26 protein-coding genes and 3 riboswitches are annotated in these 26,397 nt (G+C 34.4%); of the genes, 23 read left to right on the forward strand and 3 right to left on the reverse strand.

Annotated features, from left to right (window positions below; all coding sequences use genetic code 11):
• Window positions 1-238 precede the first annotated feature (238 nt).
• From trkA to F8154_RS01015, 3 genes are all read left to right on the forward strand, one after another.
• Window positions 239-1,645, forward strand: a complete 1,407-nt coding sequence (gene trkA, locus F8154_RS01005; RefSeq protein WP_151859722.1) for a Trk system potassium transporter TrkA — start codon at window positions 239-241, stop codon at window positions 1,643-1,645.
• On the forward strand, window positions 1,596-3,041 hold the full coding sequence (locus F8154_RS01010) for a TrkH family potassium uptake protein (RefSeq protein WP_151859723.1): 1,446 nt from the start codon (window positions 1,596-1,598) through the stop codon (window positions 3,039-3,041). Before trkA ends, F8154_RS01010 begins: the two co-directional genes overlap by 50 nt.
• A 204-nt stretch (window positions 3,042-3,245) precedes the next feature.
• Window positions 3,246-3,333, forward strand: a riboswitch (cyclic di-GMP riboswitch).
• Window positions 3,334-3,514: 181 nt separating this feature from the next.
• On the forward strand, window positions 3,515-5,506 hold the full coding sequence (locus F8154_RS01015; RefSeq protein WP_151859724.1) for a methyl-accepting chemotaxis protein: 1,992 nt from the start codon (window positions 3,515-3,517) through the stop codon (window positions 5,504-5,506).
• Between the two features lie 34 nt (window positions 5,507-5,540).
• Here F8154_RS01015 and F8154_RS01020 read toward each other — a convergent pair whose 3' ends face one another.
• Window positions 5,541-6,008: a carbonic anhydrase gene (locus F8154_RS01020; protein ID WP_207706792.1), complete on the reverse strand. Its 468-nt coding sequence runs from the start codon at window positions 6,006-6,008 to the stop codon at window positions 5,541-5,543.
• A 402-nt stretch (window positions 6,009-6,410) separates the two neighbouring features.
• Between F8154_RS01020 and F8154_RS01025 the strand changes: the two genes are divergently transcribed.
• From F8154_RS01025 to F8154_RS01105, 17 genes are all read left to right on the forward strand, one after another.
• Entirely contained in the window at window positions 6,411-7,079 is a 669-nt protein-coding gene (locus F8154_RS01025) for a hypothetical protein (protein ID WP_151859725.1), read from the forward strand.
• Window positions 7,080-7,169: 90 nt separating this feature from the next.
• A riboswitch (cobalamin riboswitch) is annotated at window positions 7,170-7,355 on the forward strand.
• Window positions 7,356-7,497: 142 nt separating this feature from the next.
• A complete protein-coding gene (locus F8154_RS01030; RefSeq protein WP_151859726.1) occupies window positions 7,498-8,274 on the forward strand; it encodes a sirohydrochlorin cobaltochelatase in 777 nt (258 codons plus the stop codon).
• A gap of 26 nt (window positions 8,275-8,300) precedes the next feature.
• On the forward strand, window positions 8,301-8,651 hold the full coding sequence (locus F8154_RS01035) for an ATP-binding protein (protein WP_151859727.1): 351 nt from the start codon (window positions 8,301-8,303) through the stop codon (window positions 8,649-8,651).
• Between the two features lie 118 nt (window positions 8,652-8,769).
• Window positions 8,770-8,983, forward strand: a riboswitch (cobalamin riboswitch).
• 152 nt (window positions 8,984-9,135) lie between these two features.
• Window positions 9,136-10,215 (forward strand): ABC transporter substrate-binding protein, encoded by a 1,080-nt coding sequence (locus F8154_RS01040; protein WP_192930102.1) that lies wholly within the window; start codon window positions 9,136-9,138, stop codon window positions 10,213-10,215.
• A 77-nt stretch (window positions 10,216-10,292) separates the two neighbouring features.
• Window positions 10,293-11,303, forward strand: a complete 1,011-nt coding sequence (locus F8154_RS01045; protein WP_243141121.1) for a FecCD family ABC transporter permease — start codon at window positions 10,293-10,295, stop codon at window positions 11,301-11,303.
• Window positions 11,300-12,085, forward strand: coding sequence for an ABC transporter ATP-binding protein (locus F8154_RS01050; RefSeq protein ID WP_151859729.1), 786 nt, complete (start codon window positions 11,300-11,302; stop codon window positions 12,083-12,085). Before F8154_RS01045 ends, F8154_RS01050 begins: the two co-directional genes overlap by 4 nt.
• A gap of 209 nt (window positions 12,086-12,294) precedes the next feature.
• Window positions 12,295-13,680, forward strand: a complete 1,386-nt coding sequence (locus tag F8154_RS01055; protein ID WP_243141122.1) for a cobyrinate a,c-diamide synthase — start codon at window positions 12,295-12,297, stop codon at window positions 13,678-13,680.
• Window positions 13,681-13,716: 36 nt separating this feature from the next.
• On the forward strand, window positions 13,717-14,346 hold the full coding sequence (locus tag F8154_RS01060; RefSeq protein ID WP_151859730.1) for a precorrin-8X methylmutase: 630 nt from the start codon (window positions 13,717-13,719) through the stop codon (window positions 14,344-14,346).
• A 19-nt stretch (window positions 14,347-14,365) separates the two neighbouring features.
• Window positions 14,366-15,526, forward strand: a complete 1,161-nt coding sequence (gene cbiD / locus F8154_RS01065) for a cobalt-precorrin-5B (C(1))-methyltransferase CbiD (RefSeq protein ID WP_151859731.1) — start codon at window positions 14,366-14,368, stop codon at window positions 15,524-15,526.
• On the forward strand, window positions 15,519-16,139 hold the full coding sequence (gene cbiE / locus F8154_RS01070) for a precorrin-6y C5,15-methyltransferase (decarboxylating) subunit CbiE (RefSeq protein WP_192930103.1): 621 nt from the start codon (window positions 15,519-15,521) through the stop codon (window positions 16,137-16,139). The genes cbiD and cbiE overlap by 8 nt, the downstream gene beginning before the upstream one ends.
• Window positions 16,132-16,728, forward strand: a complete 597-nt coding sequence (gene cbiT / locus F8154_RS01075) for a precorrin-6Y C5,15-methyltransferase (decarboxylating) subunit CbiT (RefSeq protein WP_151859733.1) — start codon at window positions 16,132-16,134, stop codon at window positions 16,726-16,728. The genes cbiE and cbiT overlap by 8 nt, the downstream gene beginning before the upstream one ends.
• Window positions 16,729-16,731: 3 nt before the next feature.
• Window positions 16,732-17,433: a precorrin-2 C(20)-methyltransferase gene (gene cobI / locus F8154_RS01080; protein WP_151859734.1), complete on the forward strand. Its 702-nt coding sequence runs from the start codon at window positions 16,732-16,734 to the stop codon at window positions 17,431-17,433.
• 58 nt (window positions 17,434-17,491) lie between these two features.
• Window positions 17,492-18,274 (forward strand): precorrin-4 C(11)-methyltransferase, encoded by a 783-nt coding sequence (gene cobM / locus F8154_RS01085; protein WP_151859735.1) that lies wholly within the window; start codon window positions 17,492-17,494, stop codon window positions 18,272-18,274.
• Window positions 18,271-19,296, forward strand: coding sequence for a cobalt-precorrin 5A hydrolase (gene cbiG, locus F8154_RS01090; RefSeq protein WP_151859736.1), 1,026 nt, complete (start codon window positions 18,271-18,273; stop codon window positions 19,294-19,296). Before cobM ends, cbiG begins: the two co-directional genes overlap by 4 nt.
• The gene (cobJ, locus tag F8154_RS01095; RefSeq protein ID WP_151859737.1) at window positions 19,296-20,036 is read left to right on the forward strand and encodes a precorrin-3B C(17)-methyltransferase; all 741 of its coding nucleotides are present in this window, start codon (window positions 19,296-19,298) and stop codon (window positions 20,034-20,036) included. Before cbiG ends, cobJ begins: the two co-directional genes overlap by 1 nt.
• Window positions 20,033-20,785 carry a cobalt-precorrin-6A reductase gene (locus tag F8154_RS01100; RefSeq protein ID WP_151859738.1) on the forward strand — a complete coding sequence of 251 codons (753 nt, stop codon included), beginning with the start codon at window positions 20,033-20,035 and terminating at the stop codon, window positions 20,783-20,785. Before cobJ ends, F8154_RS01100 begins: the two co-directional genes overlap by 4 nt.
• A gap of 160 nt (window positions 20,786-20,945) precedes the next feature.
• Complete coding sequence (locus F8154_RS01105; RefSeq protein WP_151859739.1) at window positions 20,946-21,392, forward strand: hypothetical protein; 447 nt, start codon at window positions 20,946-20,948, stop codon at window positions 21,390-21,392.
• A gap of 311 nt (window positions 21,393-21,703) precedes the next feature.
• On the opposite strand, the gene F8154_RS01110 is transcribed toward F8154_RS01105, so the two are convergent.
• Window positions 21,704-22,096: a hypothetical protein gene (locus F8154_RS01110; protein WP_151859740.1), complete on the reverse strand. Its 393-nt coding sequence runs from the start codon at window positions 22,094-22,096 to the stop codon at window positions 21,704-21,706.
• Window positions 22,097-22,250: 154 nt separating this feature from the next.
• Between F8154_RS01110 and F8154_RS01115 the strand changes: the two genes are divergently transcribed.
• The 3 genes from F8154_RS01115 (at window position 22,251) to F8154_RS01125 (ending at window position 25,792) form a co-directional block, all read left to right on the forward strand.
• Window positions 22,251-23,030 (forward strand): epoxyqueuosine reductase, encoded by a 780-nt coding sequence (locus tag F8154_RS01115; RefSeq protein ID WP_151859741.1) that lies wholly within the window; start codon window positions 22,251-22,253, stop codon window positions 23,028-23,030.
• Between the two features lie 100 nt (window positions 23,031-23,130).
• Entirely contained in the window at window positions 23,131-24,204 is a 1,074-nt protein-coding gene (locus F8154_RS01120) for an ATPase (protein WP_151859742.1), read from the forward strand.
• A gap of 232 nt (window positions 24,205-24,436) precedes the next feature.
• Window positions 24,437-25,792: a PAS domain-containing sensor histidine kinase gene (locus F8154_RS01125; protein ID WP_151859743.1), complete on the forward strand. Its 1,356-nt coding sequence runs from the start codon at window positions 24,437-24,439 to the stop codon at window positions 25,790-25,792.
• Window positions 25,793-25,917: 125 nt separating this feature from the next.
• On the opposite strand, the gene F8154_RS01130 is transcribed toward F8154_RS01125, so the two are convergent.
• The gene (locus F8154_RS01130; protein ID WP_151859744.1) at window positions 25,918-26,388 is read right to left on the reverse strand and encodes a phosphatidylglycerophosphatase A family protein; all 471 of its coding nucleotides are present in this window, start codon (window positions 26,386-26,388) and stop codon (window positions 25,918-25,920) included.
• Between the last annotated feature and the right edge of the window lie 9 nt (window positions 26,389-26,397).

Below are 26,397 nucleotides of genomic sequence, written 5' to 3' on the forward strand. Positions count from 1 at the left end.
GGTAATTAACATTTTTTTTATTGGTGGAAAAAGCTTTAAATGCAATATTACTCTTAAGGTAGAGTTTGAAGAACTATGAAGAAGACAACAGCTTGTATATAAAGGAAACTTAGTTCAGATGGAGTTTAACCCCACCTGAACTCTAGTTCCGTTTACTTTCTAGCTTGGCGGCACTTATCCCTCGCTTAAGAAGCGGATGTGTTAGTAACGCCGCTGAGATAAAATGGAGGTTGTTTAAATGTATGTTATTATTGTTGGAGCAGGTAAACTAGGGTATAAATTAGCAGAATCATTTTCCCATGTAAATAATAATGTTGTGATTGTAGATACAGATAACGGAGCTTTACAACGTGTAAGTAATCATATAGATTTACTCACGGTTAAAGCCAATGGTGTAAAGTTATCTGTTTTAGAAGAGTTAGGTGTAAAAAATGCTGATTTACTAATATCTGTAACAAGTAGTGATGAAACAAATATGTTAATTTGTACAACAGCAAAAAAGCTTGGCTGTAAAAGAGTTATTGCCCGTATTCGAAATCCAGAGTATGGTAATCAAATGGATTTTGTTAAAAATAAACTGGAAATAGATTACATTGCAAATCCTGAATTAGAGACAGCCAAAGAAATAACTAAATATTTACTGAAGGGCGATGCCATACACATGGAGGATTTTGCTCGAGGTAAAGTTGTTATGGCAGATTTCCGCGTAAATAGCCTTAACAATATGAAGGGTAAAAAGCTTAAAGAGCTTGAGATATCTAAACCTGTCTTAATTGTTGCTATATCAAGAGATGGTGAAATGATAATACCCCATGGTGATACTGAATTAACACAAAGAGATATTATATACGTTATTGGAGAGAAGGAAAATATTAATACCTTTTCTAAGTTTTGGGGCGCGCCTGTAGAACGAAAGCATGTAAAAAAAGCTATGATATTAGGTGGGGGAAAGGCTGGATTCTATCTTGCAAGAAAGCTTATAGCTAGTGGAGTTTCAGTGAAAATAATTGAAAGAAATAAAGAAAGATGTAAATATTTAGTGGAAGAACTCAATAATGCATTAGTAATACAAGGAGATGCTACAGATCAACAGCTTATTTTAGACGAAAACATTTCAGATATGGATGCTTTAATATTATTAACTGGCTATGATGAGGAAAATCTTCTTCTATCACTTTTAGGTAAAAAATACGGAGTCAGCAAAGTAATAGCTAAGGTTAGCAGACCAAATTATATACCAATTATTGAACAGCTGGGAATAGATGTGGCAATAAATCCTATAATGATAACAGCTGGTGGTATATTAAGGTATGTACAAGGTGGGAAGGTTGAATCCATTTCAATGCTATTGGGAGGACAGGCAGAGGTACTTGAAATAATTGCTCCAAATAATTCTAAAGTTATAGGAGTACCCTTATCCAAGCTGGAGCTGCCAAAGGGAATTATAATTGGAGCTATAGTAGATAATGGTAAAGTTACTATTCCTAATGGAAATTCAATTATAAATCCAGGAAACCGCTTAGTTGTATTCTGTCTACAATCGGAGATAAGCTCACTAGATAAGTACTTTTATAGAACCAAAGGGGGACTACTAGATGAACTACAGAAGAGTTTTAAAGGTCTTAGGAAGTCTGCTTCTATTTGAAGCACTAACCTTAATTCCCCCCTTAGCAATATCTATTTATCATAATCAACATGATAGACAAGCATTTCTTTATACAATTGCTATTATATTAGCCTTTAGTATACCGATGTCCTTGCTTCCGCAGAAATCCAATAGAATTAAAGCAAAGGAAGCCCTTTCAATTGTTACATTAGGCTGGCTTCTTGTAGCCTTTTTTGGATCTTTACCCTTTGTTTTTTCAGGCAGTATTCCATCTGTTATTGATGCATTCTTTGAAACGGTATCAGGTCTTACCACAACGGGAGCAACAATAATAGAAGATATAGAGGTATTACCACGTGGAATATTGTTTTGGAGGTCTTTTACCCATTGGATAGGCGGCATGGGGATACTGGTATTGACATTAGCCATTTTACCTACTATAGGTGTTGGTGGATTTCAAATATTTAAGGCTGAAAGTCCAGGCCCTATTTCAGATAAGCTAGTACCTAAAATGAAGGATACTGCGAAAATTTTGTATAGTGCCTATTTAGGAATAACCGTAATACAAACTGTTATGCTGTACTTTGGAGGACTATCACTATATGAAGCATTGGTTCATACCTTTGGAACAGTAGGTACAGGAGGATTTTCTACTCGTAATGCAAGTATAGGAGCCTTTAATTATAGCAGCTATATAATTATGGTTATATCATTTTTTATGATTGCTTCTGGTGTTAATTTCTCTTTATATTATGAGATGTATAAGGGACGTTGGAGAAATGTATTAAAGAACTCTGAGTTTAGAGCATATATGTCGATAATATTTATTAGCGTGCTATTAATAACAGTTAATTTGAATGGTTTGTATTCTTCAGTTTTTGAAACATTTAAGCATTCCCTGTTTCAAGTTGCATCCATTATAACTACCACTGGCTACACAACAGCAGATTTTGATCAATGGAATAGCTTTAGTAAAGCAATACTCTTCACCTTAATGTTTGTGGGTGGATGTGCTGGGTCAACCGGTGGTTCAATTAAGGTTATCAGATTAGTAATACTGTTTAAGCTAGTAAAGCGAGAGATTAAAAAAATACTACATCCTAATGCATATGTGCCAATTCAAATAAATAAAAAAATGGTTTCTAATGATGTTGTAGCAAGCATAACAAGCTTTTTCTTTTTATATCTAGTTATTTTTGCAGTAGGCACCCTGCTTATTTCCTTAGAGGGAGTTGGTTTTATTACAGCTTCTAGTGCCGTAGCTGCAACATTAGGGAATATAGGTCCAGGCTTTGAAATGGTAGGACCTACCATGACCTACAGCCACTTTTCTATTCCTAGTAAGCTTTTATTATCATTAATGATGTTATTTGGTAGACTTGAGCTATTTACTATTTTTGTTATGTTAATGCCTAACTTTTGGATAAATGAGTAATCTATAGCTTAACCCCAAAAAGCAAATAGTAACTTGAGATACTAACTGTTATCTAGTCTTGTTTGTAGTTTTATAACAAAAACAATAGTCAAAATTTGATAAATGTACACAAAATTGTACACATCGACATAAATCGACACATTACCCTTTGATATGATGCTATAATATTTGAAAGATTCAAAATCCTATATAAATAAATACCTATGAAGATAATGGCAAACTTTTTGAAAGAAAAGGACGCAAAGCTATGGGTCTAAGGGATAAAATATCCTATGACAGCCAAGTTGCCTAATTAGATTATGCAATTTTGGAGACGACCTATCGTCTCTTTCTTTTTACATATTTTAATTCTAATAGTTTAAGCTTTTTTATGTGCTTAAGAAGGGAGCTGAGGGCATTCATTGAATTTGAGGTAGTAAATAACAGGAAAACGTATACCCATTTAATTATTACAAAGCTAGGAGTGAATAATATTGAAAAAATTGAAGTTTAGAATTGCTTTAGCCTTTACACTAATAAGCCTGTTACTATTTTTAACCACAGGCGTAGCTGCATCCTTATTCGCAAAGGGGTCATTAATTGATGTTTCTGAAATTCTAAGTAATGAAGTGGTAAACTCTAATGCTGATACTATATCAGAGTTCTTAGCTGCCCGTATAAGTGAGCTAAAGCATATAGCACAGTATGATGACTTAAAAGACATGAATCTTGAAGAATCAATGGATTATCTTATTCGTGTCGCTGAGGACAGTGAATATGAATCTATAGCCTTAGTTAAGCCTAACGGACAGGCATGGGCAACAACTGGTGCAACCTTAGACCTATCAAAAAGTCCCTATATGAAGGAGATTTTTGAAAATGGAGCAAGCAACTATGTTTCCGATCCATTTCTAGCAAAGTCTACAGGTAGCATTATTGTTTCAGTAGCTCAGGTTATTGTTGATGATTATGGAAATAAGGTTGGTGTTTTATCAGCAGCATTAACATTAGACAAAATAACAGAAATATCAGAGGCCATTAATATCGAAGACAAGGGCTTTGGCTGGATTATAAATCAAAAGGGTTTAATAATAGCCCATAGGAATCCTGAGGTAGCAATGATAGAGGATATTGTTGACTACGAGGATGGAGTTTATAAGGAGCTAAAGGCTTATAAAGATGAGTTGTTTGAAAATCCCTTCGGTGTAATAGAACCAACTATAAATGGACAAGAGGTTTATCTTTTTTATTCAGCAATAGATAATACACAAAATTGGAGGCTAGTGGTGGAAATACCCAAGGGTGCTCTTTTAAGTAATATATCAGCCTTAAATAATAATCTTGGTATGCTAATTTTAGTAATAGTACTTATAATGACTACTGCTGCATTCTTAATCTCTAATATTATAACAAAGCCTATTACTGAAATAACAAAATATAGTGAAAAGGTTTCAAAGCTAGACTTTACAGACGATATTCCTAAAAAGCTATTAGATCGTAAGGATGAAATCGGGGCCCTATCAGTATCCTTTAACAATATTCTACTTAATTTACGGAGCTTTATAAAGAATATTGCAGAAAACTCCCAGTACTTGACAGCCTCATCACAGCAATTAACGGAAACTAGCCAACAATCAACTATGGCAGCAGAAGAGGTTGCTAAAACAATTGAAGAAATAGCGAGGGGGGCCAATGATCAAGCTAAAGACACTGAAAAAGGAGCTTTAAATATTGATGAGCTTGGAAGGCTTATTGAAAAGGATCAGAACTATATGAAGAAGCTGAATTCCTCAGTTGAAGATGTATCTAAGCTTAAAGAGGCTGGTTTAGGAATTGTACAAGACTTGGTGGAAAAAACAATGGCAAGCAATAATGCCACCAAAGAGGTTCATGATATTATTCAAAACACAAATAAAAGTGCTGAAAGAATAGAAAATGCAAGTGAAATGATTAAAAGCATTGCTGCACAAACTAATCTCTTAGCCCTAAATGCTGCTATAGAGGCTGCTAGAGCAGGTGAAGCAGGAAAAGGATTTGCAGTAGTTGCGGAGGAAATAAGAAAGCTGGCAGAGCAATCCAATGATTTTACAGAGGAAATATCTAAAATTATTAAAGAATTAAGTATAAAAACCCTAGAGGCTGTTAGCACCATGAAGGATGTAGGAGACATAGTTACCTCTCAATCTGAGAGTGTAGAAAGCACCAACAAAAAGTTTGAGGGTATATCAAAGGCAATAGAGGACATTAAAATAATAATTGAAGAGCTTAACCTATCTGGTAAAGAGATGGATAGTAAGAAGAATGATATTATTACCATTATCCAAAACCTATCTGCTATTTCAGAGGAAAATGCAGCTGGGACTCAGGAGGCCTCTGCTTCAGTAGAGGAGCAAACGGCATCTATGGAGGAAATTGCCAACGCAAGTGAGGCTTTGGCTAAGCTAGCTCAAGAAATGCAAGCTAATATTTCAAAATTTAAATGCTAATAATTAATGTCGTGGGGACTGTGTCCCCACGACATTAATATAATCTACTAAGCTTTAACTTTTTTATTTGAGCTAACTGGTTTATAGAAACAGGTGAATATCTAAAAGAATATTGACAAGCCACCCGATTAACCTTCCAATTCTCATCCACCCATAGGCCTATTACTTCAACATCCCTATTCCAGGCTTCAACATTTCTTACCGCTTGTAAAATCTGTTTAATTTGAGTATCTTCATTTGCAGGATTACCACCACAGTCATAGTGTCCAACTATTGCTATTACCTTAGAGTTATGCTTTTCAATTGAAATTGCTACTCGTTTCTTAATAGAATCTACAGTTAATTTATTTGTGTATTCTGCTAAAATTTTGTTTGGCCCTGCCTCAGTAATCATATCTACAAAGTCTGCTCCATACTCACTCTTCATAAAATCAATTACAGGCTTTTGTGTCCTACCATCCATGCAGTTAATTGTAGTTACAAACCTATCTGTCATATTCATGTTATAAAGTCCTCCATAATTATGTAATTAACTATAATTATATGAGTTATTAATTCTCAATGCAATAAAAACTTGTGGAAGAAACGGGGTTATTGACATTTTTGTTAGTTGTCAACAACCCCATCCCCATGATATGCTGTTGACATGTTGGTCACCCCTGACATGAAGAGATAAATTTAACCATTATGAATCTTTAAAGTGATTAATGAAGGATTTCAATAGGAGATTAGAGAAATATTACTATAAAGAAAACTTAGTTCAGATGGAGTTAAAACTCCATCCGAACTCTAGTTGCCCTTATTTCGAAGCTTGGCGGCACTTATCTCCCGCTTAAGAAGCGGGAGTGTTAGTAACGCCGCTGAGATAAATGTATGCTTATTGGATGCATAAAGGAGAAATTGTATGAAATTTGATAATAAAAACAATGGATGGAAATTTGGTGAGTACAGTTATAGTGTTGATAACGGGTTATTTAAAAAAGCCTACACCAAAAAAGCAGGATATAAAACTAAAATTACTGTTATTGCATTTATATCAGTACTTATCTTTATCCTTTATCCCTTTGATTTAGAAGGCACCGCTGGCATTAAAAATCTTACAGCCGAAGATATATCTAGCATATCTTTAAATCAAGTTATAGTAATACCTAAGGGGATGGACATAGAAAATCAAGATATTTCTATGGAGGATATTGCTGAAAAAATAAAAGAACTTAGACCTTTACCACTATCTGAGTACTCAGAGGATCATGTAATATCTATGGAAGCTATTACTGATAAAAGATTTATTGAAGAGGTGCTTATAACACTATCTAATCATAAAATGAGAAAAAGACGTTTTAGTAGAGGTGTGGATTTTTTTCCAATGGACTATACAATGCCAAGTTCAACAAGACTCTCAATATATATAAATGACAGTAATAAAACACTAGTAAATATTTTTATTAGTCATAATCCACAGTATGTAAGCATCCATAAATATAGCAATATTAATGGAAATAGTAAAACAGCAAGATATAAAATATATGGAGATGGTATTGACACTCAAAGACTTTTTGAGCTAACAAAGTAATAACCCCGTCCCTCCCCCACCTTTTAGGTTGATAGTATCAATGATATAAGATAAAATAGTTTAGTAAAAAGCTTGTTTTATTAAAAATTTCATTTTGCTACTTATCTAGGTTCTTTGAAGTAATTCAAGGATTAATAGGGAATGGAGTGAAAATCTCCAACGGTCCGGCCACTGTAAGTGGGGAGAAATTCTTTTGTTAGCCACTGGAAAACTGGGAAGGCAAAGAATTAGCTTTGATCCACAAGTCAGGAGACCTGCCAAGGTAATTATGCATACAACCTTCCGAGGAAAGGAAAGTGCAGGATAATGATATGTTTAAATGTCTGGTTAGTCTTGATAAATAATCATTTTAAAGCGTTGACTTTTCTTGGAGGTCAGGGCTTTTTTATATATTGTTTTAATGGGAGGAGGAGTTCATATGAAAAAGGGTATAATAGTGGTTAGCTTTGGAACAACCCATGAGGAAACTAGAAGGCTGTGTATTGAAAGCATTGAAAAGAGGATAGCTAAGGAGTTTAGTAGGTTTGATGTAAGGCGTGCCTTTACATCAAAAATGGTAATAAATAAGTTGAAGTCTAGGGACAACCTTTTAGTTGATACTCTTGAGGAAGCATTAACTAAAATGAAGGAAGAAGGCTTTAATGAGGTTTATATTCAGTCATTGCATGTAACTCCTGGAAAGGAATATGGCGATATTGTTGAAACAGTTAGACAGTTTCAGGATCAATTTCATAAGCTAGCTTTGGGTAGACCCCTTCTGACTAAAGTAGAGGATTATAAAGCTACTGTAGCGGGCTTGAAAAAACAACTACCACAGCAGAAGCAAGGCAAAGCAGTATTGCTAATGGGACATGGAACATATCATCCAGCTAATGCTTGCTATTCATGTCTACAGAGCATAATTAATGATGAAGGCCTTAATGCTTATGTGGGAACAGTTGAGGATTATCCAGAGCTACAGGATATTCTTCCGAAGCTTAAAAAAGCTAATATTAAAGAGGCTGTTCTTATGCCATTTATGCTGGTTGCAGGAGATCATGCTAAAAATGATTTAGCAGGAGATGAAGATTCCTGGAAAACAGTTTTAGAAGATGACGGTTTTAAGGTAGAAGTGTATATGCATGGGTTAGGAGAAAATATAGAAATACAAGACATTTATATTCAGCATTTAAAAGATGCTATGGCAGAACAGTAGGTATAAAATATAGGAGGTTTGGTCTTATGAAGGGCTTCTTAAAAGGAATATGGCATCCTGTTATAGATATGAGTAAGTGTAGAAATTGTGGCTTTTGCTATGAGTTCTGTCCCAAGGGGGTATTTGTAAAATCTAATGCTGGTGTAGAAGTTAAAAATCATAGTGAATGTGTAGATGGCTGTCATGGATGTGAATGGAAATGCCCTAGCAATGCTATTAGTTTTCCAGAACCAATTACTAGGGAGTATGTTGTGAAGGTTGTTAGGTGGAGCAAGGATAAGGGGAGAGCTTATCCAGATGCTTTTGTTAATTATGCAATAAAGAATAACATTATAACTGAAGAGGATCTAAAGGATGAAGCTTTAGGCAAGTCGTAAACATGGTAGAATTAATAGTTTAAAATCAGCTAAATGTTTAATAAATAAAACGTGCTATGTATAAATAAAGCAGAGTTTATAAACTAGTTTTATTGACATATTGTTGCTGTTTAACTATAATTAAGTTAGCTAAGACAAGGCTTTATGTCTTGCTTTGAAAAGTAAATATGTAATAGGGAAGTTGGTGAAAATCCAACACGGGGCCGCCACTGTAAAGGGGAGCGTCTTGCAAATACCACTGTTCATTATTAAGAGTTTAGTGATAATGAATGGGAAGGTGCATTAACGCTGAGAACCTAAGTCAGGATACCTATTGTCTGTTTATGCTCGCGAGCCTGAGCATGGTAGGACGATAGTGTATTTGTGCTCAGTTAAAACTGGGCTTTTTTTATTGATTGCCAGAAGTTAGGTTTAAAGACATTGCTAAGACACTGATCATGTCTTAGCTTTGAAAATGTAGTAAATATCGAAGGGAGACAATATGATGAGAAGAGTACTATTGCTTTTAATGACCTTATTTATGATTTTTAGCTTGTTTGTTGGATGTACAAAAGAAGACACAGCCATACAAGAAACAGGAAGCAATGAATTAAGCAATGAAGCTAATGAAGCCAATGAAAACCATGAAGCTAATGAGGAAGACAGCGACAATAATAATTCTAATGAAACTAGCAATAATTATACAGCTTTAGCTGATGAGGTTATTGTTGAGGATGAATCAGTAACCTTTGTTGATGCACTAGACCAAGAGGTTACAATTCAGAAGAAACCAGAAAGAGTTATTTGCTTGTTTAACTCATACTTAGATTTATGGTACCTATCAGGTGGAGAGGTTATAGGTAGGATAGAGAGCAGGGATAAGGTTCCAGAAGGAGCCATGGAGGCAGAAATAGTTGGAACAATGACTTCTCCAAATATGGAAAAAATAATTTCATTGGAACCAGATTTAGTAATCTTAAGACCTGGTATGAGGGGACAAAGTGAGATTATACCCATACTAGAGGAAAATGAAATACCATATTTAGGAATAGAATATGATAATCTAGAGCAATACCTTTATGCAATTAGATTGTTTACCGCTATTAATGAAAGAGATGATTTATATCAAAAGAATGGTTTAGATATTACAAAGCAGGTAGAAGAAATAGTTAATAAAGTGCCTAAAGATGAAGAACCAACTGTTTTACTAATGTTTGCATCAACTAGAAATGTATCTGTTAAGTTTCAAAACTCATTTGTTGGGGATATGCTACATGATTTAGGTACAGTAAATATTGCATATGATGCACAATTAACCAATGAAGAAATGGAAGTATTTAGTATGGAAAAGGTAATAGAAAGAGACCCAGAGTATATACTGGTTCAAACAATGGGAGATGTGGATAATATAAAGGATAAGCTTATAAAGGATGTAGAATCTAATCCTGCGTGGGAAAGCTTAACAGCTGTTAAAGAGGGAAAATATATTTTCTTACCAAAGGATTTATACTTATACAAGCCAAATGAAAAGTATCCAGAAGCATATAGAGGGCTAGCTGAGATACTATATCCTGATACATTTTAAATCTAAGTGCTTAATGAATTGCCTCTCCTTAATGGAGAGGTATTTCATAATAGCTCTACTTATAAAGGATGATTAGAATGATGGTAATGAAAAACAAAACAAGCTCTTCAATAAAGGTTTTTGTACTTTTGATTTTGCTGGCAATTTGCATTGTTAGCTTCTTTATAAGCATAGGTAAGGGTTCACTGGATATAAGCTTTCAAGAGGTTATTAAAGCAATATTTATTGAGGACGATACTGTTAACCATAGAATAATTTTTAATGTAAGGCTTCCAAGAACTTTAGTAGCAGGACTTGTAGGAATTTGCTTAGGGGTTTCAGGAGCTATACTTCAAGGAGTTATGAGGAACCCTCTAGCCGCTCCCAATATAATAGGAGTTTCATCAGGTGCTGGACTAATGGCGTATATTATATTAATTTTATTTCCTAAATACTATTACTTAGTGCCAATTGGAGCTTTTGTGGGAGCACTGTTTGCTACACTATTGATTTATTTATTAGCATGGAAAAATGGAGTGAATCCCATGAGATTAATTCTAGCTGGCGTTGCTGTATCCTCTTTATTAGGGGCTGGCATAAGCTCATTAATGACCTTATTTCCAGATAAAGTAGCAGGGGCTGTTGGATTCATGGTAGGTGGGCTTTCCGCAAGAACATGGCCAGATTTCAATATTTTATGGCCCTATGCATTACTGGGATTAGTTCTCACATTTCTGTTTCCTAAAAAGCTAAATATACTTATGCTAGGAGATGAGATAGCAACAGGACTAGGACTAAATGTAGAAAGGACTAGGCTAATGTTTATTGCCTTTGCAGCTTTACTGGCAGCAAGTGCAGTAAGTGTTGTTGGATTATTAGGCTTTGTTGGACTAATTGTACCCCATACAGCTAGGTTAATAATAGGATCTGATTATAGATATTTGTTCCCTGCCACTGCTATTCTTGGTGCGACGGTTGTTATGCTATGTGATACAATTGCTAGACTGGTGTTTGATCCTGTAGAAATACCAGTAGGTATTGTTATGTCGTTGTTAGGAGCACCTTTTTTCCTGTTTTTATTAAGAGAAAGGAAGAGTATGGAGAGATGATTTTACATGCTAAAGATATTTGCTTAAGGTATGGTAATAAAGAAGTTGTTAAGAATGTAAGTATAACAGTCAATAAGGGTGAGGTGGTAAGCATAGTTGGCCCCAATGGCTGTGGAAAATCCACAATACTTAAAGCCTTATCCCGTTACATTAAGCCATCAAAAGGAGAAATCCTTTTAGAAGGCAAGAATATTCAGACCATTCCTACCAAAAAGGCTGCTAGGAAGATAGCTATTTTACCACAGGTAAGGAATGTACCCAATGACTTTACAGTTGAGACACTGGTTTCCTACGGTAGGTATCCTCATTTGAGCTTTGGAAACAGGCTTAAAAAAGAAGATGTAGAGACTATTGATTGGGCTATTAATAAAACCGGTATGAATCAGCTTAGAGAAAGAACCGTTGCCACTCTTTCTGGAGGAGAACAGCAAAGGGCATGGATAGCTATGGCATTAGCACAAAGACCAGAGATATTGATTTTAGATGAGCCAACAACCTTTTTAGATATATCCTATCAGCTAGAAATATTAGAATTGGTTAAGGAGCTAAATAAAGCCCTAAGCTTAACAATTATTATGGTTTTACACGACATAAACCAAGCCATACGTTATTCCCATAGAATTTATGTAATTAAAAATGGTGAGGTATATAGCCATGGAGATTCCAAAACCTTGATAAGCAGTGATTTACTTAGAAGGGTTTTTCGTATTGAAGCCGATGCTTTGGAGGATTCAACAAATGGGTGTCCATACTATATTCCACAAAAAATGGTAATAGGTTAGGAGACTTGTTATGATTAGATTAATTAAAAAAAGCTGTTCATATTCTATCTGCTGACATTAGGTCATATATTAGCTGGAGCCTTTAGAGGGACAATTAAATACAACCTCTTTGTTAGTATTATCAATTTATTTTATAGTACTTTATTTTATGGGGGTTAAGGCAAGCTTTCGAGAAATGATATAATATTAGTAAGGGAAGGATGATGTATGTGAAGAGAATAATGATTGCTGGAACAGCCAGTGGAGTGGGTAAAACCACCATTTCCTTAGGCATAATGAAGGCCCTTAGTAATAGAGGAATAAAAGTTTCACCCTTTAAGGTAGGACCAGATTATATAGACCCAGGCTTTCATAAATACGTTACAGGTAACCCTTCCCATAATTTAGATAGCTGGTTTTTACATGAAGAAACATTAAGCTTTTTATTTCAGAGGAACATGAAGAATAAGGATATTGGAGTAATTGAAGGTGTTATGGGGCTTTATGACGGGTTTGGAGTAGAAAAATCTATGGGAAATTCAGCCCATGTCTCAAAGATATTAAAGTCACCAGTAATCTTAGTTATAGATGCCGGTGGAATGTCAACAAGCTCTGCTGCTATGGCATTAGGATATAAGCTCTACGACCAAGACGTCAAAATTAAGGCTATAATAATAAACAACGCTTCGGGAAAAGCCCATTATGAGATGGTTAAAACAGTTATTGAACGGGATGTAAAAATCTCCTGTATAGGCTATTTGCCCTCCAATTCTGATATATCATTGGATAGTAGACACTTAGGCCTTATACCCAGTGAAGAAGCAGCCGATTTAGATGCAAAAATAGAAAAGATAGCACAATTAGTTGAAGAATACATAGATTTAGATACACTGCTTAACATTTCAGGTGATGTTGAGGATCTGCCAGCTGTAAAAAATCCCATAGAAGGTATAAAAGGACTAGCCCAAGGATTAACCATAGGGGTTGCTAAGGATAAAGCCTTTAGCTTTTATTACAATGATAATTTACAGCTTTTAAAGGAGCTAGGTGCAAAGCTAGTTGAGTTTAGCCCAATTGAGGATATAGACATACCAAAAGATGTAGATGCCCTATATATAGGGGGTGGATTCCCAGAGGTTTTTGCAAAGGAGCTTCAGGATAATTGGCTTTTTCGTCAAAATTTAAAAAGGCATTTGGAGGATGGTTTACCGGCCTATGCTGAATGTGGAGGACTAATGTACCTAACAGAAGAGCTTCAAGACCTAAATGGAGAAGCCTTTAAAATGGTAGGTTTTATATTAAGTAAATCTATAATGACTAAAAGGCTTCAACGTTTCGGATATGTAAACATCAAATTAAATGAAATTGAAGTTAAGGGGCATGAATTTCACAGGTCCTTTGTAGAAGACAATGAAAGCTTAAGTTATGTTTATGATATATACAAAACAAGAGGCGGTGAAGTAAAAAATCAATGGAGATGCGGTATACATAAAAAAAATACTTTAGCTGCCTATCCACATGTTCACTTCTACAGCAGCATTGATTTTGTAATTATGCTTTTAGAATGGATTAACAAAGGATTAAATAAAAAACAATCCAGAAAGGAAAATGTATAATGAGCTTTTATAGCTATCATTATACAGGGTAAAGCTATGGAGTACCAATATATTAAAAATCCCACAACAATAGAAAACAGAAGCTTTGAGATTATAACAGAGGAGCTTGGAGAAAAGAATAATAGGTTTGACGAAAAAACTGGAAAAGTAGTTAAAAGGGTTATACATACAACAGCAGATTTCCAGTATGCCGATTTAATGGAGTTTCATCCTAAAGCTATAGAAATGGGCATTACAGCATTAAAAGAGGGCTGCAATATCTATGCAGACACTCAAATGGTGTACTCTGGAATAAACAAAAAAAGGCTTAGTGGACTGGGAGGGTATGTGTGCAACTTTGTCCATGATCCAGAGGTGGCTAAGGAGGCTAAGGTTAGAGGTATAACTAGGTCTATGATCTCTATAGAAAAGGCTATGGCCGACGAGAGCATAAGAATATATGCCATTGGCAACGCTCCTACCGCATTATTTAACCTTATAGAGATGATTAATGAAGGTATGCAAAAGCCCAACTTAGTTATTGGAGTACCTGTTGGCTTTGTTGGGGCTGTGGAATCAAAGGAAGCCCTTACAAAACTGGAGGTTCCATACATAGTAACCCGTGGAAGAAAGGGAGGCAGTGGTGTAGCAGCAGCCATTGTTAATGCACTATTATATATGATTTAAATAGATTGGGAGGTATGCCATGAAGTCTTTAGAGGGTAACAAGCTCGATAGATTTATAACTAAGGGAAGAAAAAAACTAAGATATGGTTACACAACAGGCTCATGTGCAGCTGCAGCTTCTAAGGCTGCTACCCTTATGCTATACACCAAGAATAGTATTAAAGACATATGCATTGATACTCCAAAGGGATGGCAGCTTAAGCTATCGGTTATAGACCCAGTTATAACAGATGATTTAGCCAGCTGTTGCATAATTAAGGATAGTGGAGATGATCCTGATGTAACTAATGGTATAAGAATTTATGCAGCAGCTAAAAAAATTAATAGTCCTACTATTGAAATTGAAGGTGGAGTTGGTATAGGTATGGTTACAAAGGCAGGTTTATCTGTTTCACCAGGTCAACATGCCATTAATCCAGCACCAATGAGAATGATAATAGAAGAGGTAGAGAAGGTATTACCAAAGGGCGAAGGTGTAAAAATAAAAATTTACGCTCCTGAGGGAGTAGCCATTGCTAAAAAAACCTTTAACCCTAAGCTTGGCATAGTTGGGGGTATTTCAATTATTGGAACAACTGGAATAGTAGAGCCTATGAGTGAGGAGGCAATGAAGGAATCCTTAGCCTTAGAATTATCTGTCTTAAAGGAAAAAGGAGTCAAAAGGATTATCTTCTCACCTGGTAACTATGGCAGGGATTATACTAAGGAGCTATTCATAAAAAACAATAAAGAAGTAAACATAGATGAGGTTTTAATAAAGACAAGTAATTTCATAGGATATATGCTGGATAAGGCTTTGGAACACAAATATGAAGAGATTATGATTATTGGTCATCTGGGTAAAATGGTAAAGGTGGCAGGAGGAATTTTTCATACCCATAGCAGCATAGCCGATGGAAGAATGGAAGTACTGGCTGCCAACTGTGGATTATTAGGATGCTCCCAACAGCTTATTGCAAAAATAATGGAGAGTATAACCACTGACGAGGCAGTTGACTATATCATGGCTGAAAAGCTCTATAGAGTTTTTGATCTATTGGCAGAAAAAATTACACAGAAAGCTACAGAACGAACCTTTAACAACATTAAAATAGGCACTTTAATTTTTACAAATAACCATGATAAATTGGGACTGTGTAGTAATGGTAATAGAATGTTGGAGGAATATTGGAATGAATAAAATAAAGGTGGTTGGCTTAGGTCCCGGACATAAAGATTATATTTTACCTAAAGGGATGGAGGCTATAAACAATTCAAACATAGTAATAGGCGCCAAAAGAAATCTACAGGCCATGAATTTACAGGGCAAAGAATCCTATGAAATAACTGGTAATCTTGATGGAGCAATTGATTTTATTAAAAACAAATATATTGATAACAGAGTAGCAGTGATTGTATCAGGCGATACTGGGTTTTATAGCCTATTAACATTTTTAAAAAAGCATTTTACAGCTGAAGAACTGGAGGTTATTCCTGGCATAAGCTCAATGCAATACATGTTTGCAAGATTGGGGGAGAGCTGGGAAAACGCATATCTTGGAAGTCTCCACGGAAGAGATAATTCTTTTGCTGAAGGGGTAAGGGAGCACAAAAAAGTATGCCTCTTAACTGATAAAAAATGGACCCCCTTTATGATAGCTCAAAGGCTTATTGAAGAAGGGGTTAAAGATAGGGTAATGTATATTGGTGAAAACCTATCCTATGAAAATGAAAGAATAACAAGGGTTGATATTAATAAAATAGACAGAGATACTGTATATGATATATGTGTGGTGGTGATAGTGTATGAGTAAAAGGTGGAGCTATAAAACCTATGGAGTTCCCGATTCTTTGTTTATTCGTGGTGAAGCCCCCATGACAAAGTCTGAGGTAAGAAGTATAACCCTTAGCAAGCTGAGAATAAAAACAAAGGACATAATTGTTGATATAGGGGCTGGTACTGGATCAATATCTATAGAATGTGGATTGGTTGCCAATGGTGGACGGGTATATGCTGTTGAAAGGGACCCCCAGAGTGTTAGAGTAATAAAAGAGAACGCAAAAGCCTTTGGTGTTGATAATATAGAAATAATTGAGGGAACAGCTCCAGAAATATTGAACAGGGTACCTAAGGTAAATAGGGCAATTATAGGTGGAAGTGGTGGTAAGCTAGATGCTATATTTCAATGGTTTAACACTAATTTGATTGTAGGTGGTAGGGTTGTAATGAATTTCATTACACTAGAAAATATGTGTAAAGCACTAGAGCTGTTAAAAACTAGCCCTTATAAAGATATAGACGTAGCTCAAATACATGTAGCTAGGGGAAAAAATATTGGCAGTTTAACAATGATGGAGGGTCATAATCCAGTATATATAATATCAGCAACTAAGGAGAGATGAACAATGGGAAAGTTTTATGGTATAGGTGTAGGTCCTGGTGACCCAGAGCTAATAACAATAAAGGCTATAAAAGCCATACAAAATGTGGATATTATAATATGCCCTGAAGCTAAGAAGGATAAAGGAAGTATCGCACTAAAAATAGCTAAGCAGCATATTAAAGAGGATGCACAAATTCTATATTTAACATTTCCAATGATACACAATAAGGAAGTTTTAAAGGAACAGTGGAAAAAGAATTCAACAATCATAAAGAATGAGCTGGAAAAGGGTAAGAATATTGGCTTTATTACTTTGGGTGATCCGATGGTATTTAGCACCTATATTTATTTACTTCGTCACTTAAAAGAGGAAGCTATTGAGATAGAAACGATACCAGGGATTACAGCCTTCTGTGCTGTAGCAAGCAGAGTAAATGTCCCGTTATCTGTTGGGGAAGAGACCTTGGGAATATTACCCCTAATGAAGGACTGTGGAAACCTTGAAAAAATCCTAGAGGATTATGATAATGTTGTAATAATGAAGGCCTCCCATGACAGCCCTAAGATGGCAGATATTCTTGAGAAAAAAGGATATAAAGACAAATTTGTTTTTGTTTCAAAATGTAGCACCAATGAAGAAGAAATATCCTATGATATCGAAAGATTAAGGAAAGAAAAGGTCCATTACCTTTCTACAATTATTGTTAAAAGGAATAAGCTATAGAGCTCAACAGCAGATCAGAGGTTTAATATGCTTTAATCTATAGAAGGAGTGAAAAACTATGACATATAAAAATCAAAAGCCTTCAAATAAAATTTTTTTTATAGGAGCAGGACCAGGTGATCCTGAGCTTATTACTATAAAAGGAAAAAATAGAATCGAAGAAGCAGATGTAATAGTATATGCAGGCTCCTTAGTTAATCCTAAGGTTTTACAGTGGGCAAAAAAGGATAGCCAAATATTCAACAGTGCAACAATGGATTTAGACGAAATTATTGAAGTGATGGAGAAGGCCGTTAAAAAGGGGAAAAAGGTTGTTAGAGTCCATACAGGTGATCCTAGTATATATGGGGCTATTAGAGAACAGATGGATAGATTAGAGGAATTGGAAATAGACTTTGAGGTGATTCCAGGAGTAAGCTCCTTTTTAGCCTCTGCCGCCCTATTAAAGAAGGAGTTTACTTTACCAGATGTAAGTCAAACCATTATATGCACTAGGTTAGAGGGAAGAACTCCAGTACCAGAGGGTGAAGCTCTTGAAGCCTTGGCATCCCATAAAGCCTCAATGGCAATATTTTTATCGGTACATATGATAGATAAGGTTGTAGAGAAGCTAATGCAGCATTATAACGGAGATACACCTATTGCTGTGGTTCAAAGGGCAACATGGGAAGATCAAAGGATTGTACAAGGCACTTTAAAGGATATAGCCTCAAAGGTAAAGAAGGCTAATATTACAAAAACTGCACAAATATTAGTTGGTGACTTTTTAGGAAATAGCTATAGCTTATCTAAGCTTTATGATAAAACCTTTAGCCACCAATATAGGAGGGCAAAAAAGTGAGTTGGGCAATAATTACCCTTACTAAGGGTGGATTATATAAAGCTAAAGAGATTAAGAGACAGATATCACCAGCTGATATATATACACTACCTAAATGGAAGGAAGAAAACACTGAAGCCATCGAGGGTAGCTTTGGTGATTTTGTAGGGGATATTTTCCACAAATATGATATACTACTGTTTATTATGGCTACTGGAATTGTTGTTAGGGCTATAGCAAGGTATATTGACAATAAAACCGTTGACCCTGCTATTTTGGTAATGGATGAAAAGGGAAAGCATGTCATAAGCCTGCTATCGGGTCACATTGGTGGTGGTAACGAGGCAGCCCTGTATCTATCGGAAAAAATTGGAGCAACTGCTGTTATAACAACTGCTTCAGATGTTAATGACAGTATAGCAGTAGATACCCTTGCAGTAAAGCTAGGCTGCTACATTGATAGCATGGAGGAAGCAAAGGAGATTACAGCTAAAATTGTAAATAAAGAAAGGGTAGGAATACTATCAGATGTTAGAGTAGATATAAGTCTGCCCAGTAATATTATACGTTTCACTGAATACCATAATAGTCTTGATTTTGATGGAGTCATTTATATAACAAGCAAAACTAATATAGATCTAAGTCATCCATATGTACAGCTTATTCCTAAAAGAATAGTTGTAGGTATTGGATGCAAAAAAGGCATTTCTGGTGATAGAATAGTAAATGCAATAAAACTAGCCTTAGATAGATACAAGCTTCATCATAGGTCAATAAAGACTATCGCCACCATAGATATAAAACAGAAGGAGAAGGGGATTATAGAGGCAGCGGATTTTTTTGATGTAGCCCTAACAATAATAGAAAAAAATGAAATAAAAAAAATAGAAAATAAGTTTCAGCAATCTAAGTTTGTAATGAATGCAATTGAAGTAGGTGCCGTATGCGAGCCATGTGGATATTTAGCCTCTAGCAGGGGGAAATGCATTATGAAAAAAACAAGCTTTGATGGAATAACACTTTCACTATGGGAGGAAGCATAATGAATGGTAATGGTAAAATATATGTTATAGGCTTAGGCCCTGGTAATAGACAGCATACCACCCCAGCAGCAATTGAAGCAATAGGCCAGTCGGGTGTTATAGTAGGCTATAATACCTATATAGAGCTTATAGAGGACTTATTAACGGATAAAAAAGTAGTATTCTCTGGAATGAGGAAAGAGGTTGATAGATGTACACAAGCATTTAATTATGCCTCACAGGGTGAAATAGTTTCATTAATAAGCAGTGGTGATGCAGGGGTTTATGGAATGGCTGGTATTATGAATGAGGTATTAATGAAGAAGGGTAGTAATATTGAAATAGAAATAGTACCAGGCATTACAGCCGCCAATGCTGCAGCCTCAATACTAGGGGCACCAATAATGCACGACTATGTTACCATAAGCTTAAGTGACTTACTAACAGATTGGAAATTAATTAAAAAGAGGCTACATTGTGGAGGAGAAGGGGATTTTGTAATATGCATCTATAATCCAAAAAGCAAGGGCAGACAAGACCATATCAAAGAAGCTAGAGATATACTATTAAAGTACAAGAGGAAGGATACCCCTGTTGGAATCGTACGAAATGCTAAAAGAGAAAAGGAGGGCTATATCCTTACAACCCTAGAGCATATGCTAGACTATGAAATAGACATGGTTACAGTGGTGATAGTTGGAAATTCACATACCTATATTGCCAATAATAGAATGATAACACCCAGGGGGTATAGGCTGTGATACTTATTTTATCAGGAACGAAGGATAGTAGGCTTATAATTAAAAGCTTATTAGCTAAGGGATATAAATTAGTGGCAACTACAGCAACCGACTATGGAGGAGAGCTTATAGAAAAACACCAAAACCTAGAAATTATATCCACAAAACTTAATCAAAGCCAAATGGAAAACCTAATAAACGAGAAAACCATTAGCTTAATTGTGGATACCACTCATCCATATGCCCAAGAGGTTACAGAGAATGCTATAAATGCATCTAAAAATCTATCTATACCCTATATTAGATATGAGAGAAAACAAACCATTAATTCTGTTGGGACAAGGTATAGTAGCTACAAAGAAGCAGCAGGGGCATTAGAAAACTGTAGCGGAAACATTTTGCTTACCATTGGTAGTAATCATTTAGAAGATTTTTCATACCTCAATAAAGCCAATAATCTTTATGCAAGAGTACTACCCACTCCCTATGCAATTAATAAATGTGTAGATATGGGACTTCATCCAAAGCAAATAATTGCCATGCAGGGTCCCTTCTCTCAAAAGCTTAATGAAGAAATTTATAGGCATTATAGTATTAAATATCTGGTAACAAAGGATAGCGGAGCAATTGGCGGAATGAAAGAAAAGCTAGAGGCTGCTTTGCGATGCAATATAAAAGTGATTATTATTGATAGACCCAAAACTAACTATGGTAATATATCCTACGAAATAGATGATTTAGTAAAAAAAATAGAAGATTTATTGATGTAAAAAACCAGTTCAGATGGAGTTGGCACTATAGATCTAATTTTCGTAAAGTGATCATTGAAGGATATTAATTGGAGGAAAGAGAAATAAACAATGTTGAAAAGATGAAAAATAAGAAGCATCTTAACAATAGTTCATAATAAAAAATAGCTGGAGGGTTTTTGTGAATAAGAAAAATTTAATGTCTAGAGTATATTCTAGAAAAAATGCTTTTTTAAAATTAAATATCCTTAGCGCTATTTGTGGATTTTTCTTTGCAATTACTATTCAGTCTGCATTAAATATTTACAGAATTGAAAGATTATCTAAACTAGGGTTTAATACTCTTGAAGTTATTTATACAATATTTTATATCGTAAAATTAATACTTTTAACATGGATTCTTATTGTTTTAATAAGAAAATGGATTCTAGGCAAACTATCTAGGTTTTGGTTAACTATTCTTTGGTTTCCGTACTTTCTGGTATTCAATTATATTTGGATATCTTTATTTCCACTGACATATCGGGGAGATATACCATCCCCTGGTACTGGACTTATCATAATGTTTGGAATAATACTTTATCCTTTTTATTTAGCAATTGTTAGTTTGTTTGCATCAAAAGGGTAGTCATTGTGAAAAAGTGGTATTAATCTTTGGTATGTATAACACAATTGATAAACTTAGACAGCTTGAAGATTTAGTAAAACGTTTCAGTAGTATGAGTTATTTATTCGTGAAAAACTTCGGCTAGTTATTTCTAAAGGAGCAATACTAATGAAAAAGAAATAATGTTTAAAACAGTACACGTGCGGGGTAGGATTATGCCCTTTTGGGAAAGAATAATGAAACTGATGAGCTTATCTATGTTCTATTTATCTATAAAAAGGGAGTATATGATGTAAATGTCAATGAGGGAATAACCTGGGATAATTTAGTTCTCAGTATTTTTTTTGATTACTATTTTTATAAAAAATTAACAAAATATATGTTTTTATGACAAATTCCGACATCTTAATAATATTTATTAAGCTATAATAGATATTAATTATTGGTGTAGTTGCTGATGAAATTAGAAAACTAGCAGAGCAATCAGCACAGTCAGCAGCATCTGCACAGCAAATTAATGCATCTACAGAAGAACAAACAGCTTCTGTAGAGGAAGTAGCAGCTTCATTGCAGGATCTGAGCAATACTATAAAACAGTTAGCTGACGCTGCCAGTTTTTTTAAAGTATAGATTTTATGTAGTGGGGACGGGGTTATTGACAACTTTTCTAGGGAAGTTGTCAATAACCCCGTCCCCACTACATTTATTATTTTTTCTGAATTCAATAGCTATCCATATGTGTACATGATAAAATGAAAATACACCTATAGTAATCATTGTTATATTATAATCGTGAATAACAATTACTAAAATGGAGAATCATCAAGATAGATTACAGAGATATATTTATACATGTTCATATGGGGGATGATAAGCAAAATGAAGGAGTTAGACTCATTAATCAAGGATTATGTAAAAAACTATCAACAGTTAAAGGGAACGGAAACCAATTGGTATGAGCCAGTTATTGGAATTGCTGCTGCCAATAACCCTATGTTTAAGGAGCTTAAAAACATAATAAGTCCAACTCATGCTCTACCTACTGATTTCATTAAAGATGCTGCATCAGTTATTGTGTTTTTTCTTCCCTTCCAAGAACACATAGTCAAAAGTAATATAGGTAATATTGAAAGCTCAAGGGAGTGGGATATTGCCAATATCGAAACAAATAATCTTATTGTAGATATAAACAAGTATTTGCATGAAAAAATTGTAGAAAAAGGTTATATATCTACTGTTTTACCTCCTACATATAATTATGATGAGAAGGAGTTAATAAGTGATTGGTCACATCGACATGTTGGATATATTGCTGGAATCGGTACATTTGGAATAAATAATATGCTGATAACTGAAAAAGGATGCTGTGGGAGAATAGGAAGTATTATTACCAATATGACATTAACGCCTACTATTAGAGAAAAGCATGAAAATTGTTTATACAAATATAATGGCACATGTGGTAATTGTATTGATTACTGTGTAGCAAATGGAATCACAATTGAAAATGGATACCCATATGTAGATAAAAAAAGATGCAATGATCAAATATACAATGGAAATATACCACAGTATTCAATAGGAATTGGTGATGCTTGCGGTAAATGCATGTGTAATGTACCTTGTTCCCTAAAAAATCCAGTTAAGAAGCTAAAATAGTGTTGAGTACGGAGATATAATTAAATATAAACCGAACCTTTAAGCCATAATATGAATAAAATAAAGTTGATAGGCTATTTTAAAAAGGAGGTTTATATTTATGAGTATGATAGGTAACATAAAGCGTTTATTTCCTGGTGGAAACACATCAATTGGCTTTTATTCATACTATAACTATGTTATTGACCTAAAGGAAGCCAACAGGGTTTACCTTATTAAAGGTGGTCCAGGGGTTGGAAAATCGCAGCTAATGAAAAATATAGGTAAAGCTTTAGTTGACAAGGGCTACGATGCAGAATTTCATCATTGCTCTGCTGACCCAGATAGTATTGATGCAGTGGTTTTTCCAAAGCTTAGAATTGCTTTAATAGATGGGACGTCACCCCATGTTATTGATCCTAAATACCCTGGGGCAGTAGATGAGATAATAAACCTCGGTGATTTCTGGGATGAGAAGGCTTTAATTGAAAACCGAGAAAAAATAATTAAATCAACAGATGATAATGGAAAAATATATAAAAGAGTGTACAGTTATTTAGGTGCAGCCAAAAGAATAAAGGATGACATTGAATGGATTTATAATGAAGCACTATTAAGCCATAAAATTAAAGAAAAAATAAAGCAAATCAAAGAAGCTTACTTAAGTGATATTCAAGATCAACATAAAATATCTAAGCAAAGACATCTGTTTGGTAGTGCATATACCCATAAGGGACACATTAATTTTGGTAATACCTACTTAAATGAAAGCAAAACCCTCTATATTGAAGGAAGTAGTATACTTATTAATTCAGACATATTATATGCTTTCAGTAATTACTTTATTGATATGGGATACGATGTACATATGTATCATCATCCCCTTGTACCAGATAAGCTAGAATCAATAGTAATTCCAGAAGTTAAAACTGCAATTACAACGTTAAGTGGAATTTCTGATAGCAAAATTATAAGCACTGATGATTTTTATGATAATAGTAAATTACTGGACTATAAAGAGCAGCTGGAAGAAAGTAATAGCATTTTTAAGATGTTGATGGAAATAGTATTCGATAATTTAAAAAGAACTAAGGTTAACCACGACTTAATTGAATCCTTTTATATCCCTAATATATCCTTTAATGGTGTAGATAGAATTAAGGAAGACCTAATAGAAAAAATAGTATCTAATTAACATTAATAAAGAAATATCGTGAAATATTGACTAATGAACGTTATTTTAAAATGTTGTAAATGTAGAAAACAGCCAGATACAAAGCTGTTTTTTACTTTTTTCATTTACCTATATCAAAAAAAATAGTAACAATTATTTTTGCAATTTTAAAGGAATTACAAGAAAAATATGGAATATTGAAATAGGTCTAAAAAACTATTTGTGTATTAGATTTTACATTGGAGGGGGAAAAATGGAACAAGACGAGATGCTTTTGGGGGTACAAGACTATTGTCATATAATAAATAATATGACGGATGGATATTCATATTGCAAATTAACCACAGATGAAGAAGGAAATCCTATAGACTATATGTTCCTTCAAGTTAACCATGCCTTCTTAGAAAAGTTAGGGTTAACAAATAATGAAGTGATAGGTAAACCAGCATCGGAAGTAATAGCCAATTTTAAAGCAGAGGAATCAGACCTGCTTCAATTGTTCTCACAGGTTGCTTTACATGGAGAAAGAAGAAGGTTGAAAAAATATTTTAGCATTCTTAAAGAATGGTGTATAGTGACTGTAGATAGCTATAAAAGGGGCTATTTTATTGTAATTTATCATTTTCTTTCAACAGCAGAAAGTAACCAGGATGTAACGCCAGACTCATACAAAGAAGAAAACTTTACATATTTTAATAATGCCATTATTAATGAATTTGGATATAAGGATTCATACATTGAAAATCAGACAAAGGATTTAAAAAATAGACTAGAGGAAAAAGGAGCCTATTTACAAAAGCTACTGGAATATGACAAGCTTAAAACCGACTTTTTTTCAAATATATCCCATGAGTTTAAAACTCCTTTAAATGTTATACTAGGAACTTTGCAATTGTTAAATCTATACTTTAAGGATAACAGCTCACTAGATAAGAGGGTTAAGCAAAAAGTTAGAGTAATCCAGCAAAATTGTTATCGCCTATTGAAGCTAGTTAATAACTTGGTTGATATAACTAAAATAGACGGTGGCTACTATGAAATAAGCCTTGAAAACCACAATATAGTAGAAATTATAAAGGTTATTACATATTCTGTTAAGGATTATATTGAGGAGAAGGGTATTTATTTCGAATTTTATTCTGAAGAAGAGGAAATAGTAACTGCCTGTGACCCAGATCAAATAGAAAGAATTATGCTAAATTTGCTATCTAATGCAATTAAGTTTACAAAGCCTGAAGGAAGAATTACTATATCAATTAAGAAAAGAAAGGATAGCCTTCTAGTAATTGTAAAGGATACAGGTGTAGGAATACCTGAAGACAAACTAGAGCTTGTTTTTGAGCGGTTTATGCAGGCTAATAAAACCTTTTCAAGAAATAATGGAAGTGGTATAGGCTTAGCATTAGTAAAGCTATTGGTAGAGCTTCATAAGGGAAGTATTAGAGTAGAAAGCAAATTAAATGAAGGTAGTGAATTTATTATTAGACTCCCGATTTATACTCTTGACTATGAAGTCAATGAAAAGGAAAATGTTATGGAGGTTCAAAAAGAACCAATTGAAAAAATCCATATTGAGTTTTCTGACATTTATTTTAATCAGAATTATTAGATGATGAATTACAGCTATTGCCATAATTACTATTTATACTAAGATAAGTGTACTATTTTCTGATAAAAAAGACCTTCAATGATATGAAGGTCTACTGTTTTTTGGTAGGATGTATAATAGGCATATTACCCACGGGGTGCAGATGAATGTGCCATTCTTGAGCATGCAGCAGCCACAACACCTGCAAGCAAATCATCTAGGAATGTATTTACTTGGCCATTTTTCATCTTATCAATCTCTCCAATAATACCAGGCTTAACCTTATCTAGGTATCCAAAGTTAGTAAAGCCTATAGAGCCATAAATATTTGTTATACTTAAGGCTAATATCTCGTCAATACCATAAAGTGAATCATCCTTTTTTAGAATAGAAAGTAGAGGCTCTTCAATAGCATTGTTCTCTGTCAATATATCCAGCTGTATACCAGTTAATATTGCATTTTGCACCTCTCTTTTATCCAAAACCTTATGTAAATTGTATAAGGCATCCTCGATAGTAGTTGGAATGTACTTTTTTTGCAAATCAAATACTAGCTCTGCCATATCCTCAAGGGCTACACCCCTGTCTTTTAGCTTTTCTATTACTAAATCCTTCATTATTAATTC

The organism is Alkaliphilus pronyensis (assembly GCF_009017275.1).
GTDB classification, from domain to species: domain Bacteria; phylum Bacillota; class Clostridia; order Peptostreptococcales; family Natronincolaceae; genus Alkaliphilus_C; species Alkaliphilus_C pronyensis.

What these genes read in the sequence shown, in the direction of transcription:
- cobM (WP_151859735.1), top strand. Translation starts at nt 17,492, where the DNA reads ATGACATATAAAAATCAAAAGCCTTCAAATAAAATTTTTTTTATAGGA.
- trkA (WP_151859722.1), top strand. Translation starts at nt 239, where the DNA reads ATGTATGTTATTATTGTTGGAGCAGGTAAACTAGGGTATAAATTAGCA.
- F8154_RS01020 (WP_207706792.1), bottom strand. Translation starts at nt 6,008, where the DNA reads ATGAATATGACAGATAGGTTTGTAACTACAATTAACTGCATGGATGGT.
- cbiT (WP_151859733.1), top strand. Translation starts at nt 16,132, where the DNA reads ATGAGTAAAAGGTGGAGCTATAAAACCTATGGAGTTCCCGATTCTTTG.
- F8154_RS01010 (WP_151859723.1), top strand. Translation starts at nt 1,596, where the DNA reads ATGAACTACAGAAGAGTTTTAAAGGTCTTAGGAAGTCTGCTTCTATTT.
- cobJ (WP_151859737.1), top strand. Translation starts at nt 19,296, where the DNA reads ATGAATGGTAATGGTAAAATATATGTTATAGGCTTAGGCCCTGGTAAT.
- cbiE (WP_192930103.1), top strand. Translation starts at nt 15,519, where the DNA reads ATGAATAAAATAAAGGTGGTTGGCTTAGGTCCCGGACATAAAGATTAT.
- F8154_RS01060 (WP_151859730.1), top strand. Translation starts at nt 13,717, where the DNA reads ATGGAGTACCAATATATTAAAAATCCCACAACAATAGAAAACAGAAGC.
- F8154_RS01120 (WP_151859742.1), top strand. Translation starts at nt 23,131, where the DNA reads ATGAGTATGATAGGTAACATAAAGCGTTTATTTCCTGGTGGAAACACA.
- F8154_RS01035 (WP_151859727.1), top strand. Translation starts at nt 8,301, where the DNA reads ATGAAGGGCTTCTTAAAAGGAATATGGCATCCTGTTATAGATATGAGT.
- F8154_RS01050 (WP_151859729.1), top strand. Translation starts at nt 11,300, where the DNA reads ATGATTTTACATGCTAAAGATATTTGCTTAAGGTATGGTAATAAAGAA.
- F8154_RS01130 (WP_151859744.1), bottom strand. Translation starts at nt 26,388, where the DNA reads ATGAAGGATTTAGTAATAGAAAAGCTAAAAGACAGGGGTGTAGCCCTT.
- cbiD (WP_151859731.1), top strand. Translation starts at nt 14,366, where the DNA reads ATGAAGTCTTTAGAGGGTAACAAGCTCGATAGATTTATAACTAAGGGA.
- F8154_RS01040 (WP_192930102.1), top strand. Translation starts at nt 9,136, where the DNA reads ATGAGAAGAGTACTATTGCTTTTAATGACCTTATTTATGATTTTTAGC.
- F8154_RS01025 (WP_151859725.1), top strand. Translation starts at nt 6,411, where the DNA reads ATGAAATTTGATAATAAAAACAATGGATGGAAATTTGGTGAGTACAGT.
- F8154_RS01045 (WP_243141121.1), top strand. Translation starts at nt 10,293, where the DNA reads ATGATGGTAATGAAAAACAAAACAAGCTCTTCAATAAAGGTTTTTGTA.
- F8154_RS01030 (WP_151859726.1), top strand. Translation starts at nt 7,498, where the DNA reads ATGAAAAAGGGTATAATAGTGGTTAGCTTTGGAACAACCCATGAGGAA.
- F8154_RS01115 (WP_151859741.1), top strand. Translation starts at nt 22,251, where the DNA reads ATGAAGGAGTTAGACTCATTAATCAAGGATTATGTAAAAAACTATCAA.
- F8154_RS01125 (WP_151859743.1), top strand. Translation starts at nt 24,437, where the DNA reads ATGGAACAAGACGAGATGCTTTTGGGGGTACAAGACTATTGTCATATA.
- cobI (WP_151859734.1), top strand. Translation starts at nt 16,732, where the DNA reads ATGGGAAAGTTTTATGGTATAGGTGTAGGTCCTGGTGACCCAGAGCTA.